Raw genomic sequence first — 13,130 nt, 5'->3', positions numbered from 1 at the left:
AGCCTCACCTCCGCATTGCTTGCCAGGGCAGGAGCGGTGGCTTGCGAGCCGCACATCCGCCGCGAACCGTGTCGATCAGAACCGCTTGGTGACTTCCACCATCACGGTGCGCGGCAGCGATCCGAAGCCGACCTGGTCGGCCCTGACGCCGGTCGCGGTGCCCGTCCCGCTACCCGTCTGCGGGCCATCGACGACCCCGGTCACGTAGAACTGGTTCGTCAGGTTCTTGCCGATCACCGCCAGCGTCCAGTTATCGTCGTCGGCACCGAAGCGCACGCCAACGTCGAGCGTGACGTAGCGATCCTGCAGCGACAGGGGATTGCCGAAGCCCGATGCCAGGTATTCGTCGGAATAGCGAGCATCGGCATTGAAGCCGAGCTTCATGCTGCTGCCCACCGGCATTTCATAGACCACGCCAAGATTTCCGGTCCAGTCCGGCGCGACCGACAGCGCAGCGCCGGTCAGATCCTGGCGGGCCGTGATCCCGCCGATCAGCGTGCATCCTTCCGAAACTGTCTGGCCGGCATAGCAGGGGGCCAACGGGAAATCGGTATATTGGGCGTCCGTGTAGTTGATCGAGCCGCTCAGGTTCAGTCCGGGAACGCCGCGGGGGGCGAATTCGAACTCCAGCTCGACGCCGCGCGTCCGGGCATCTGCCGTGAGCGTCTGGAACGCGAAGATCGGCGAGTTGAAGAAGTCGACCTGCAGATCCTTGTAGTCATAGGTGAACAGCGTCAGGTTCAGGCGCAGCTGACGATCCAGCAGCGTCGATTTAATGCCGAATTCGAAGCCCTCGGCAGTCTCGGGATCGAATGTCAGGTCGTCCTTCGGGTCCGCGGAAAACTTGGAGTTGATGCCGCCGTTGGAGAAGCCGCCCGATTTGTAGGCGGTCTTGTACGCGCCATAGATCATGAGGCCGGTCGAAGGCTTCCATGTGATCGTCGCTTCGGGCGAGAAATCGGTGAAGTCCTGGCTCGCGGTGATGACGCCCAGCCCGTCCGGATCGTCCTGCGGACGGAAGATCGCGGCCAGCCCGGGATTGTTGTACGGCTGGGTGAAAAAGCTGTCCTTCGATTCAGTCGTATACCGGCCACCGGCCGAAACTTCGAGGGTCGGCGTGATCTCGAAAGTCGCCTGACCGAATACGGCGAGGGTGTCGCCGTCGGTGAAGCTCGTCTTTGAAGTCCCGACATACTCGAAGCCGGGAGGGGCCGCGCTGTTGGCGACACCGCCAAGAATGATGTACTGCTCGAAGTCGCGCTTGGTCGTCTGATAGAGCGCGCCGACCATGAAATTGAACGGGCCGTCGAGCTGGCTCAGCGCGCGCAGCTCCTGCGAGAACGCCTTCCAGCTCGAATTCTCGGTCGCCCAGTTGGAAATGTCGCTCGACTGGAAGTCGCAGGCGCAGGCCCAGCGGTTGTTGGTCCACTGGTAATTGGTCACCGAACTGATCTGCAGCACGTCCGCATCATACTGGACGTTCAGCGTGCCCGCGGCCGACCGATAGCGGTTGTAGAGCGAGCCGTCCTGCCTTGCAAAAGGGAAGCCGCTGGCGGCGATCGCTGCGGGAATGTTGTTCTGGTGCGTGACGAAGTCCCTCTCGCACGCATATTCGGTGAGCTGCGAGACGCCCGAGGGCAGGCCGCATGCATAGGGGACGTAATTCCACGAGGAGTTGTTGACATTATTGCTGTCGAACGTCCCCTTGAGGGTGAGCGTAAGGCGATCGCTCGGTTCTATCTTGAGCGTGGCGCGACCGATGAATTCCTCTTCCGCAGGCTGCCAGGTTGGCGCGGGCGTCGCGATCAGGTCTTCGGTCGTGCTAGTCGCCAGGTCGAAGACCGAATAGGTCCGGTCGACGCTTTCGTTGCGGTAGTATCCCTTGTTGGAGTTCGAGTAGCGCGCGGCGAGGCGGACGCCGACCGTGTCCGACAACGGAACCGAGGCAACCCCTTCGACGCGATACTGCTGCGCCTGGAATTCGTAGCCGCCGCGCAGCATGAATTCAGGGTTCGGCCCGGGGTCTGCGCTGGTAATCGAAATGACGCCGGCCGTCGCGTTCTTGCCGAAGAAGAGCGCCTGCGGCCCCTTGAGAACCTCGACCCGCTGCAGATCGAAAAAGCCTTCCTGAATGACGCGGCCCTGACCGTAGTATGCCCCGTCGACCACCACCGCGACCGACTGCTCGATACCGATCGAGGTGGAGGAGGAGCCGATACCGCGCAGGGTCAGCTGCGCGCCCGAACCGTTCGACGCGCGCCCGACATTGAAATTCGGCGCGATCGCGGCGATCTTCTCGACACTGGTGATGTCCCGGTTCTCGATCAGCTTTTCGTCGAAGGCACTGACAGCAACGGGCACGTCCTGCAGGCTTTCCTCACGCTTGCGCGCGGTGACGACGATCTCTCCGATCCCGCCCTCCTGCGGCTCGTCCGCCTGGCTATCCGATGAGACCTCGCTGTCCTGCGCAAGGGCCGGAGAAACACCAGCCACCAGCGCGGTCGCAGCAGACGACAACAACACACCGCGAAGAACGAGGTTCATGATCCACTCCCATTTTTGTTATGGTATTGGCTTAGGAGATTTCGTTACTTGGCCACACTAGTCCAATGGCTAGCGTGTCTGGCGCGCTGGCTGCGAACATTCGCCTCTTAGTGCATTCTGCGGGCACCAGCCTTCCTGCATACCGAACAACTGCGCGGCAGAGGCGCCTCCGCGACCATGCGGCCACCTAACCAGATGGCGAGTGGATGGCGCATCCCGCAGTGCCTAGCCTCCACCATCCTGGCAGCAAGCCGACCTGCGAAGAGCGCGGACCAAGAGGGGGAGTTTCCGATGAAGACAGTGCCGAGCCCGCGCACCGGCGGCGGCTCTACGAGCGTGCATGAGCACAGTTCGCACCGCGGTCGGGCCATCGACCCCACGATAAATTGCGAGACGCCGAAATGAGCGGGTTCGACCTGGAAGCGGAAGTTCGGGATCTCGCAGCGCGGCGCGATATTACTGCGGCAGTACAGCGCTACGTGCGCGGACTCGACCGGCTCGATGCCCCGCTTCAGCGCAGCGCCTTCCACGACGACGCGCATGTCGATGCCGGGCTGTCGGCAGGCGGGCCGGACGAATTCGTCGCCTTCTGCCAGCAATTCCTCGGCCAGGCCGGTGCCTCGCACCATCAGCTGGGACAGGTGTCGATCATCTTCACCGGTGCGGACACCGCGAGCGGGGAATGCTATTTCCAGGCGTGGCACAACAGCACCGGCGAGGACGGCGCACCGCGCGACCTGTTCATCGCGGGCCGTTATGTCGACGAATACGCCTGCAGGAACGGTGAGTGGCGCATCGCGAAGCGGCGGCTTGTCACCGACTGGGTGACCGACCAGCCCGCCGACCATTCCTTCTTCGACCAGCCGGGCATCCACCGCGGCTCACGAAGCGGAGCGGATTTCAGCGAACGACGCGATTGGCCAGAATAACCCGCAGCCAGATAGGCGCGACCACCTCCAAGCAATACTGCATCGATCAACGGCGTGCCGCGATCCGACCGGATCCTGCGGCGCGGATCGTGTATCCTCGAAGCGGGCTTCTTCCGGCGTGCGGTCGCTGTCGTCCTGCCGGTGGAAAAGGCACCACGGGGCCGACTGGTCAGTCTGCTCCCGCGCCTGCTCACCCCGATATCGGGGTCGCTAGGCGAGGAGAATCAAAGCCCTTGCGTGTAGGCCACGCCCAGCAGCGCCGCAGCAAGCAGCAGCAGACCGATCACGATCGCCTTGCCCAGCGTTTTGCGGTCGCGGCGGCGTTTGAAATAGGCTTGGCGACCTTCTTCGGTATTGGGGATTCGGCTGGCCAAGGGTCGCTCCTAACAAGTTGGCCGAAAAACCTTACTTTTGGGGCATTTGACAAGTCAAGTTAGAGAAGCTCTTAAACTGTCAATCGCGTCGATCATCGAGGCATCAGCGCGGACCGCTCAGGTCGGCTCGCTTGGCCGCTCGCCTTCGTGGGTCGCCGCCCACACCACGCTGCCCGCGCTGAAGCCGTGGACGATGGTCGATAGCAGGATCGTAAAAGTGACCGTCGCCCACAGCGCGCCCTCGTCCACCAGGTTCAGCTGGCCGCCGGCGTAGGCGAGGTAATAGATCGAACCGATCCCCCGCACCCCGTAGAAGGCGACCACCCCGCGCTGGCGCAGCGACATCGGATCGCCCCACAGGGCCAGCATCCCGCTGATCGGGCGGATGATGAAGATCAGCGCAACGCCCAGCAGCGCGTGCTGCCAGTCGAGATAACCCAGCAGCGCCGGAATCGCGCCGCCCAGCAGCACCAGCAGCACGGCGGTAACCGAGTGTTCCAGCGCGCTCGAAAAGCTGTGCAGCCGCCCATGATACTCATGCTCCGCCTCCTTGCGGCGCAGCACCAACCCCATGAAGAAGGCGGCGATGAAGCCATAGCCCTCAATCAGTTCGGTCAGACCATAGGTGACCAGCACACCGGCCAGCGCGATCACCCCGGTTCCGGCATTGGCCAGCGGATTATCACCCGGAAGAGTGAACAGCACCCGGCCGAGAACCCATCCGGCGGCGCAGCCCGCAACCACACCGACTGCGATCTTGTACACGACGTAAAAGCCCAGCCATTCGCCGATCCACTCGCCCACCCCACCAGTCGCCGCGACGATGAAGATCGCCAGATAGACGAAGGGAAAGGCCAGCCCGTCGTTCAGGCCCGCCTCGGTCGTGAGTGCGAATCGAACCGGGTGTTCGCCCCCTTCGAGCGGCGGCCCGACCTGCACGTCGGCCGCCAGCACCGGGTCCGTCGGGGCGAGCACGGCCGCCAGCAGCACCGACCCGGCGATCGACAGCCCGATTCCCAGCCCCAGCACCACCACCGAAAGGATGCACAGCGGCATCGCGATGGTGAGCATCCGGATCGTGGTGTTCCACAGGTTGTGGCCGCGGATCTTGTCGATCCGGATGCCGGTGCCGAACAGCGCGATGATCACCGCGAATTCCGACGCCAGTTCCCACACCCGCGGGTTGTCTATCGGGTTGAGCGCGTTGGGCACGCCGGGCAGCAGCCCGAAGACCGCCAGCCCGCCAAGGATCAGCAGGCCCGATGCGGCTGGCTCTCGCCCCCGGAAGTAGCGCGGCAGCCAATAGGCGGCGATGATCGCCAGCCCGCAACCGGTCAGCAGGATATGGTAGGGATCGAGACCGAAGGTTGCCTTGTCCATCAGCCTTCAACGCGCGGGCAGCGGATGGGGGCCCGAAGCGGCTTCAGGCCCCCTCGCCCCGTCACTCCGCCGGCTTGAACGGTTCGCGGGTGTTGGCGAGGATGCCGGCCACCTGCGTGTAGACCGCGACGTTCTGGCGCAGCTGCGCCGGGTCGATCTTGTCCAGCGTGTCGTTGTTGGTGTGGTGCAGGTCGAAATAACGGCTGCCATCCTGCTGCAGATCGATCAGCGCACCGCCCTGGTCGCGCACGATGTTGATGTCCGCACCGCCGGTGGCGACTTCGCGCGAGGGTGCCACGCCAAAGCGGGCGACGGCCCGCGCCAGCTTGCCGTAGAGATCGGGGTTGGAGGCAGTGAAATTGCTGTCGATCCGCCAGATCCTATCCGCGCCGAAATCGCTTTCGATACCGACCGCGATCGGCTCGTCGATATGCGCCTCCGAATAGGCGGTGCTGCCGAACAGGCCGACTTCCTCCGCCCCGGCGAACAGCACGCGAATGGTCCGCAGCGGCTGGCCCGCCTTGGCAACGTTGAGCGCGGCGGCCGCCACGATCCCGCAGCCTGCGCCATCGTCGAACGCGCCGGTGCCGTTCCACCAGCTGTCGAGGTGACAGGCGAGCAGCACGGGCGGCAGCGAGGGATCGCGGCCGACGATCTCGCCGACCACGTTGCCGCTGGTCGTCTCTCCGATGACGCGCGGGGTCAGCACCAGTTTCATGGTGATCGGCTTGCCGTCGGCGCGGGCGAACATCCGCTCCAGATTGTCGGCATCCGGGTTGGACAGCGCGCCTGCCGGGGTCGGCTCGACGCCAGCGGGGAAGCTGGTGCCGCCGGTATGCGGCGTACGCTCGGTCTCGGTGCCGATGGAGCGGATCACGGTCGCGACCGCGCCCTTGCTCGCGGCCAGCCCTGCGCCGGTCCAGCGAACCGGCCCGGCAAAGCCGTAGCCCGAGCCATCCTGAGTCGGACGCATATCGTGACTGATGAAGGCGATCTTGCCGGTCAGCGAACCTTCGGGCGCGGCGGCGAGATCGGCGTAGCTGGGGAAATAGACCACTTCGGCCTCGATCCCCGCTTCGCCCGTGCTGGCGCTGTTGCCCAGCGGCACGATCATCAGATCCTGCGCATAGGGCGCGGTGACGCGTGCGGTCGCGTTGCTGCCCGGCACCCAGGTCTGCATCTGATAGGGTTCGTCAGCGACATTGCGGAAGCCGTTGGCGCGCAGCCATTCGACCGCCCAGTCGCGCCCGCGCTGTTCCGCCTCGGTGCCCGCCTGACGGGGGCCGACCTCGGTGGTGATTCCTTCGACGAAGTCCCACGCGGCGGTGTCGCTTGCCAGCGCCTCATCGGCCACTGCGGAGAGCCGGTCGGGTGCCTCCTGAGCAAGAGCGGGAGAAGCCCAGAACGGGGCGGCGAGCGAGAGCGCAGCGAGCGCGACGAGCGATGTTTTCATGGCCCGCAGCGCTAAGCCACTCGCCACGATCTGCCAAGCCTGTCGACAGTCGGAGGTGTTTTTGGGGAAGCCTGCTTGACGCGCCCTGCAAGCAGGCTTTAAACGCTATTGCGAAGCACTCGCAATGATAGACAGGGCTCAACCGATGACTTTGCACACGCTGCTCGCAACCCCCAATCTCGACGATGTCTCGCCGATCCACGCCCGCTTGGTCTGCGCGATGCGCTACGTCCACCTCGCCCGGTGCGAGGGCAAATATAGCTGCCGCGCGCTGGCCGCGCAGATCGGCACGTCGGATGCGGTGCGCCCGTTTCACGTCTTCATGGACGAGGCAGGCAGGGCGTGGCCCGAACCGATCGCGCTCAACCGGCCGTGCCAGATGGCACTGAGCTATGACGAGATGCTGCTGGTCGACCTGTGCACCGCCGCCGCGCGCAACGAACGCGGCGTGTTCGACGAGCTGGTCGAGGACATGATCGGTCGCGCGGGTCGCAATTCGATCTGGACCGCCGCGCGCCGGTTGATGAGCACCGTGGTCGTGATCGTGCGCTAGCCGCGCGGGCCGATCACCAGAAGCGGCTGCCGGGAACGCCCTTGAACGGGCCGACCACCCGCGACGTGATCCACCCGCCATAGAATTCGCCCGGCTGCGGGGTCACGACCTCCCCATCCACCGTGATCCGGTCGAACGGTGCGGGGTAGAACGCGACATGATCGGTCAGGATGCGGAAACCGGGCGTGGGGTCGGAATAGCTCCAGCCGACCTTCGCCAGCCGATCGCCCCCGGCGACGACATCCCAGTAGCGCGCCTGCCCCTTCCACTCGCATAGCGAGCGGCCCGGTGCGGGCTCCAGCACGCCATTGGTGATGTCCTGCGGGGGAATGTAATATTGCGGCGGATGACTGGTTTCGAGCACGCGGATCGCGGCCCGCGTCTCCGCAATCCGCACACCGCGATGCTCGATCACGATATGGACGTCCGTCGGCTCGGCAATCGCGGGGCGCGGATAGTCCCACACGCTTTCCTGCCCCGGGCCGGGCGGGATCGGATCGGGCCGTTTCATGCGGTGCACCTGCCGGTCATGCGAACACCACCTTGGTGCCCTTCTCGATCACCTTGGCGAGCGCGGCGGCATTCCAGTTGGTCAGCCGCACGCAGCCGTGGCTTTTGCCCTTGGCGATAAAGTCCGGGTCCGGCGTGCCGTGGATGCCGTAGCCATCCTTGGTCAGGTCGATCCACGTCCCGCCGACCGGATTGTTCGGCCCCGGCGGCAGGATGAAGGTGCCGTCCGGCCCCCACTCCTGCTTGTCTCCATCGAAGGTGTAGTTGGGTTCGGGCGCGACGGTGTTGACCGACATCGACCCGCTCGGGCTCGGGAATTCGACGCTGCCGATACTGGCGGGGAAGCTCGCGACGATCTCGCCCGCGTCGTCGAACGCGACCAGCCTGCCCTCGCCCTTGCGCACTTCCAGCTTGGCGATGTCGCCTGCCACCTTCTCGTTGCCGTGGCTCACGATCACCAGCTTGGTGCCCGCCTTGCCGAAATCGGCATCGGGGTTGAGCGCCTGCAGGAACTCCGCGTCCATATGGAACCGCTCGGCCAGCATCTCCAGCGGGGTTTCGTAGCCCAGCGCATCCATCTCGGCCATGTCGGCGAAGTCCTCGGGCAGCTTCTTAAACGGGCCCTTCGCATCCTTCTCGGTCACGGTGTAGGTGCGGAAGATATCGCCGCTCGTCTCGTCGAACAGCGCCTGGAGCAGCTTGTCATCGACACCGCCATCGGCGGACATCCCGTGCGCCTCGCGGAAGTAGCGGATCGCGCTGTCGGTGTTTCCACCGCCGAAGCCGTCGATCACGCCGGGCGCGTGGGCCGTGTGGTCGAGCATCACCTGCACCGCGATCATCTCCGGGGTGCGGTCACCCAGCATCTCCTGCGTCATGCCGTCAGGCAGCTTGAGCGAGAGCTTGCCATCGCTCACGCTCGCTTCCGGCTCGGCAGCCATGCGCGGATCGTCGTAGCCGCCGGTCGCGGCAGGCGCCTCAGCCTTGCGCTCGACAGGCGTCTGTTCGTCCTTGTCGGTGTCGGTTCCTTGCAGGCCGCAGCCCGTCAGCGCGGTGAGGGAAAGGGCGAGGCACAGCGGGCTGAATATCCTGTTCATGCCACCCGAACGGCGGCAGCGCGCAAGCCGTTCCCCGACTAATCTGCGATGCGCCGGGCAAGCGCCAGACCGGAGAGAAATGCGTTCTCGACCCGTGGGCCCGACAGCCAGTCTCCGCACACGCCGATGCGCAGCCCGGCGTCCCACAGCGCGCCCGCGTCGTTCTTCTCGCACTTAGCATAGCGCCAGCGGTGCGCGTTGCTGAACAGGAGCGGCGGCAGATCGCCGACCGCGCGGGCGAAATGGGCGAGCAGTTCCTCTCCGACATTCTCCGCCTCCCGCTCCAGCTGGGCGCGCGACCAGCGCGGATTGGCCTGGATCACCCAGCATTCCTGGTCCGCATCGCGCCCCGGCTTGGCCGAGTTGCGCGCCGCCCAGCCGATCGCGCCTTCATCGGCCAAGGTGTCGGGCGCATCGACACGGCTCTCGAACGCGACCATTGCGGTCCAGCACGGTTCGGTTTTCACATCGCGCGCATCCTCGGCGAAATCGGGTGCGTGGACGGCCAGCAGCGGCGCCGCCTGTTCGGCGGGGACCGCGATCACGACCGCGTCGAACCGGTCGTCGGGGGCGCCCTCGCCCTCCACCCGCCAGCCACCGCGATCGGGCACCAGCCCGGCAATTCGAGTGCCGAAGCGCACCTCCAGAGCCTCTGCCATCGCCCGGATCGGCACGTTCATCCCCGGCGTGCCGACCCATGCGCCGTCCTTCGCGGCGGGCCACGGGGCGACGATGCCGTCGGCTTCCCACGCCCGCACCTGCGTCTGGAACGCCATTTCGCGCGCGGTGAAATATTGCGCGCCGTGATCGAAGCGGAAGGTCGCCCCGTCATGCTCCACCCGGCGAGTCGCCATGCGCCCGCCGGGCCCGCGCCCTTTATCGAACACTGCGACATTGTGGCCCGCCTCGACCAGGCGAGAGGCGCATGTAAGCCCGGCCATTCCGGCCCCGATAACTGCAACGTGCATAGAACATCCTGTCGTGTGGGTGCGCGGGCGGGCGGACGCTTGCCCCCTCGCCGCTTCGCGCCTATCTCACCGCCCAATTCCCGAACCCGACAGATTGATCCGAAGGACCCACGATGGCCGCGCAATACGCCTACGTCATGAAGAACATGACCAAGACCTTCACCGGCGCCCCCAAGCCGGTGCTGAACAACATCAACCTGCAGTTCTACCAAGGCGCGAAGATCGGCATCGTCGGGCCCAACGGCGCGGGCAAGTCCACCCTCATGAAGATCATGGCCGGGATCGATACCGACTATGCGGGCGAGGCATGGCCGGGCGAGAACATCACCGTCGGCTACCTGCCGCAGGAGCCCGAGCTCGATCCGAACAAGACCGTGCTCGAAAACGTCAAGGACGGCGCGCGCGAGACCGCCGACATGGTCGAACGCTTCAACCAGATCGGCATCGAGATGGGCGAGGAAGACGCCGATTTCGACGCGCTGAGCGAAGAGATGGCGCAGCTGCAGGACAAGATCGACGCGGTCGACGGCTGGACGCTCGACAACCAGCTCGAAATCGCGATGGAAGCGCTGCGCTGCCCTCCCTCCGATGCGTCGGTCGAGAACCTGTCGGGCGGTGAGAAGCGCCGCGTCGCGCTGACCCGCCTGCTGATCCAGAAGCCGGGCATCCTGCTGCTGGACGAACCGACCAACCACCTCGACGCAGAGTCGGTCAACTGGCTCGAAAACCACCTCGCCGAATATGCCGGCGCGGTGCTGATGATCACCCACGATCGCTACTTCCTCGATAACGTGGTGGGTTGGATTCTCGAGCTCGATCGCGGGTCTTACTACCCCTACGAAGGCAACTACTCGACCTACCTCGACAAGAAGGCCAAGCGTCTTGCGCAGGAAGAGCGCGAGGATTCGGGCCGCCAGCGTGCGCTGTCCGAAGAGCTCGAGTGGATCCGGCAGACGCCCAAGGGCCGCCAGACCAAGTCCAAGGCGCGCCTGCGCAAGTTCGAGCAGCTGCAGGACGCGCAGAGCGACCGCAAGCCGGGCAAGGCGCAGATCGTCATCCAGGTGCCCGAACGTCTCGGCAGCCAGGTGATCGAGGCGCACAACATCTCGAAATCGTTCGGCGACAAGCTGCTGTTCGAAGACCTCAGCTTCACCCTGCCCCCGGGCGGCATCGTCGGCATCATCGGGCCCAACGGCGCGGGCAAGTCGACCTTGTTCAAGATCATCACCGGTCAGGAACAGCCCGACAGCGGCACGATCAAGATCGGTGACACCGTGCACCTTGGCTACGTGGACCAGAGCCGCGACGACCTGACCGCGAGCAACAACGTGTGGGAGGAAATCTCCGACGGGCTCGATTACATGAAGGTCAACGGCCACGACATGAGCACGCGTGCCTATGTCGGCGCGTTCAACTTCAAGGGCCAGGACCAACAGAAGAACGTCGGCAAGCTCTCGGGCGGTGAACGCAACCGCGTGCACATGGCCAAGATGCTGAAAGAAGGCGGCAACGTGCTGCTGCTGGACGAGCCGACCAACGACCTCGACGTGGAAACCCTGCGCGCGCTGGAAGACGCGATCGAGAACTTCGCCGGCTGCGCCGTGGTCATCTCGCACGACCGCTTCTTCCTGGATCGGCTCGCAACGCACATTCTGGCGTTCGAGGGCAATTCGCACGTGGAGTGGTTCGAGGGGAACTTCGAGGCTTACGAGGAGGACAAGCGGCGGCGCCTGGGCGACGCGGCGGATCGGCCTACGCGTTTGGCGTATAAGAAGCTGACGAGGTGAATTAGTCAGTGCATAATCAAATGTGAGTAATCAAAAGGACCACCATTACATTCCGCAGTTCCTTCTTCGCCAGTGGACTGGCGAAGATGGGCGACTTGTTAGATTCTATAAACCTCATGCTACCAAGTTGATGGCGGAATGGGTTTATCCATCTCAGGTCGGATTTGAAAAACACCTCTACTCGACGAGAAATCCATCCCGTCGCGGTCGCAATTGGCTTGAAAACGATTTTCTTCAGAGAGTCGATAGCATGGCTGCACGATCGCACGCGAAGATGGTCCAATCTCCTGTCGTGGGGCTCTCTGACGCAGAAATGTCCGCATGGAGTATATTCGTGCGTACTCTATTCCATAGATCTCCAAGTGGATTCAAATCGACCCAGTTCCATAGCATAAGAATTTGGGAGGAGACTGTAAGGGAAATCGGACCGCGGTATGCACAAATGAAGGGCCCCGACGATCCAGAAACTATAGATGAATACATTCGAGAGGGGATCAATGGGGCCGCATATGATCAGGTCTTAGAGCACTTTCCCGATACTATGATGAGCAGTAGGGTTGGCCAGTTCCTCAACAACCTCCATCACGCTTACCTTAGAGCCTGTCTTCAAAAGTAGTTGGGAGATATCAGCTGGTTGCGCTTGACGCGCTGGTGCATCGCTGATTCCGGGGTTTCGCCAGAAACGACCGAGGAATAAGCGATGTGGACCGATACCTCCCGGCAGCAGCATAGCCGCCCGGGTCTACGTTATCCAAGCGATTTGCGCGATGCCGAGTGGGCCTTGATCGAGCCTCTGTTGCCGCCCGCGAAACCTGGCGGCAGGCCGCGCTGCGCCGACCTGCGCGAGGTGATGAACGCGATCCTCTATCTGGCAACAAGCGGTTGCCAATGGCGGATGCTGCCCAAGGATTTCCCTCCGCTCTCGACGGTTCAACGCTATTTCTATGCCTGGCGCGACAGCGGCCTATGGCAGACGATCAATCACCTGCTGGTGATGGCTGCGCGCCAGATCGAAGGGCGCGAGGCCAGCCCCAGCGCCGGGGTGATCGATAGCCAGAGCGTCAAGACCACCGAGAGTGGCGGCCCACGGGGCTACGATGCGGGCAAGAAGATCATGGGACGCAAGCGTCACATCATCACCGATACGCTCGGACTGATGTTGTTCGTCACCATCCACGCTGCCAGCATTCAGGATCGCGACGGGGCGGTCGATCTCATCAAGGCAATCCGCTACCGCTTCCCGTGGCTGCGCCACCTCTTCGCCGATGGGGGCTACGCAGGCGACAAGCTCATCGGCGCGCTTCAAGGGCATGGGCAATGGACGCTCGAGATCGTGCGCCGCTGCGACACCGCCAGGGGCTTTGTTCTGCTCCCGCGCCGCTGGGTGGTCGAGCGCACCTTCGCCTGGCTCGGCAGATGTCGACGGCTCGCAAAGGACTGGGAAAGAACTATCGAAAGTTCCACCGCATGGACTACCATCGCCCACATCCGCCGCCTCACCCGCCTCATCGCAAGCCACTGCCAGATCGCATAAA

11 protein-coding genes are annotated in these 13,130 nt (G+C 64.1%); 4 read left to right on the top strand and 7 right to left on the bottom strand.

Going from position 1 to position 13,130, the window contains the following annotated elements:
- Nucleotides 1-75: 75 nt before the first annotated feature.
- Entirely contained in the window at nucleotides 76-2,544 is a 2,469-nt protein-coding gene (locus VO57_009310; GenBank protein XBL68341.1) for a TonB-dependent receptor, read from the bottom strand.
- 401 nt (nucleotides 2,545-2,945) lie between these two features.
- On the opposite strand from VO57_009310, the gene VO57_009305 reads away from it, so the two are divergent.
- Nucleotides 2,946-3,473: a nuclear transport factor 2 family protein gene (locus VO57_009305; GenBank protein XBL68340.1), complete on the top strand. Its 528-nt coding sequence runs from the start codon at nucleotides 2,946-2,948 to the stop codon at nucleotides 3,471-3,473.
- Between the two features lie 224 nt (nucleotides 3,474-3,697).
- Here VO57_009305 and VO57_009300 read toward each other — a convergent pair whose 3' ends face one another.
- The 3 genes from VO57_009300 to VO57_009290 form a co-directional block, all read right to left on the bottom strand.
- Nucleotides 3,698-3,847 carry a hypothetical protein gene (locus tag VO57_009300; GenBank protein ID XBL68339.1) on the bottom strand — a complete coding sequence of 50 codons (150 nt, stop codon included), beginning with the start codon at nucleotides 3,845-3,847 and terminating at the stop codon, nucleotides 3,698-3,700.
- Nucleotides 3,848-3,964: 117 nt separating this feature from the next.
- Entirely contained in the window at nucleotides 3,965-5,227 is a 1,263-nt protein-coding gene (locus VO57_009295; protein ID XBL68338.1) for a cation:proton antiporter, read from the bottom strand.
- A 61-nt stretch (nucleotides 5,228-5,288) separates the two neighbouring features.
- Complete coding sequence (locus VO57_009290; protein XBL68337.1) at nucleotides 5,289-6,680, bottom strand: M20/M25/M40 family metallo-hydrolase; 1,392 nt, start codon at nucleotides 6,678-6,680, stop codon at nucleotides 5,289-5,291.
- Between the two features lie 145 nt (nucleotides 6,681-6,825).
- On the opposite strand from VO57_009290, the gene VO57_009285 reads away from it, so the two are divergent.
- On the top strand, nucleotides 6,826-7,233 hold the full coding sequence (locus VO57_009285; protein ID XBL68336.1) for a hypothetical protein: 408 nt from the start codon (nucleotides 6,826-6,828) through the stop codon (nucleotides 7,231-7,233).
- Between the two features lie 13 nt (nucleotides 7,234-7,246).
- Here the strand turns inward: VO57_009285 and VO57_009280 are convergent, their stop codons facing one another.
- The 3 genes from VO57_009280 to VO57_009270 are packed head-to-tail and all read right to left on the bottom strand — an operon-like array spanning nucleotide 7,247 to nucleotide 9,808.
- Complete coding sequence (locus VO57_009280) at nucleotides 7,247-7,744, bottom strand: DUF427 domain-containing protein (GenBank protein ID XBL68335.1); 498 nt, start codon at nucleotides 7,742-7,744, stop codon at nucleotides 7,247-7,249.
- A 16-nt stretch (nucleotides 7,745-7,760) separates the two neighbouring features.
- Nucleotides 7,761-8,840, bottom strand: coding sequence for a L,D-transpeptidase (locus tag VO57_009275; GenBank protein XBL68334.1), 1,080 nt, complete (start codon nucleotides 8,838-8,840; stop codon nucleotides 7,761-7,763).
- A 38-nt stretch (nucleotides 8,841-8,878) separates the two neighbouring features.
- Nucleotides 8,879-9,808 carry an FAD-dependent oxidoreductase gene (locus VO57_009270; protein ID XBL68333.1) on the bottom strand — a complete coding sequence of 310 codons (930 nt, stop codon included), beginning with the start codon at nucleotides 9,806-9,808 and terminating at the stop codon, nucleotides 8,879-8,881.
- A 113-nt stretch (nucleotides 9,809-9,921) separates the two neighbouring features.
- Between VO57_009270 and ettA the strand changes: the two genes are divergently transcribed.
- Together ettA and VO57_009260 are read left to right on the top strand one after the other, a co-directional pair.
- A complete protein-coding gene (gene ettA, locus VO57_009265; protein XBL68332.1) occupies nucleotides 9,922-11,595 on the top strand; it encodes an energy-dependent translational throttle protein EttA in 1,674 nt (557 codons plus the stop codon).
- A gap of 700 nt (nucleotides 11,596-12,295) precedes the next feature.
- Nucleotides 12,296-13,129: an IS5 family transposase gene (locus VO57_009260; protein ID XBL68331.1), complete on the top strand. Its 834-nt coding sequence runs from the start codon at nucleotides 12,296-12,298 to the stop codon at nucleotides 13,127-13,129.
- The last annotated feature ends 1 nt before the right edge of the window (nucleotide 13,130 follow it).

This window comes from Citromicrobium bathyomarinum, from assembly GCA_001306305.2.
GTDB lineage: Bacteria > Pseudomonadota > Alphaproteobacteria > Sphingomonadales > Sphingomonadaceae > Alteriqipengyuania > Alteriqipengyuania bathyomarina.
This window is presented reverse-complemented; position numbering and strand designations above follow the sequence as displayed.

Coding starts and splice junctions, on each gene's coding strand:
- VO57_009310 (XBL68341.1), bottom strand. CDS start 2,544: ATGAACCTCGTTCTTCGCGGTGTGTTGTTGTCGTCTGCTGCGACCGCG.
- VO57_009305 (XBL68340.1), top strand. CDS start 2,946: ATGAGCGGGTTCGACCTGGAAGCGGAAGTTCGGGATCTCGCAGCGCGG.
- VO57_009295 (XBL68338.1), bottom strand. CDS start 5,227: ATGGACAAGGCAACCTTCGGTCTCGATCCCTACCATATCCTGCTGACC.
- VO57_009290 (XBL68337.1), bottom strand. CDS start 6,680: ATGAAAACATCGCTCGTCGCGCTCGCTGCGCTCTCGCTCGCCGCCCCG.
- VO57_009285 (XBL68336.1), top strand. CDS start 6,826: ATGACTTTGCACACGCTGCTCGCAACCCCCAATCTCGACGATGTCTCG.
- VO57_009280 (XBL68335.1), bottom strand. CDS start 7,744: ATGAAACGGCCCGATCCGATCCCGCCCGGCCCGGGGCAGGAAAGCGTG.
- VO57_009275 (XBL68334.1), bottom strand. CDS start 8,840: ATGAACAGGATATTCAGCCCGCTGTGCCTCGCCCTTTCCCTCACCGCG.
- VO57_009270 (XBL68333.1), bottom strand. CDS start 9,808: ATGCACGTTGCAGTTATCGGGGCCGGAATGGCCGGGCTTACATGCGCC.
- ettA (XBL68332.1), top strand. CDS start 9,922: ATGGCCGCGCAATACGCCTACGTCATGAAGAACATGACCAAGACCTTC.
- VO57_009260 (XBL68331.1), top strand. CDS start 12,296: ATGTGGACCGATACCTCCCGGCAGCAGCATAGCCGCCCGGGTCTACGT.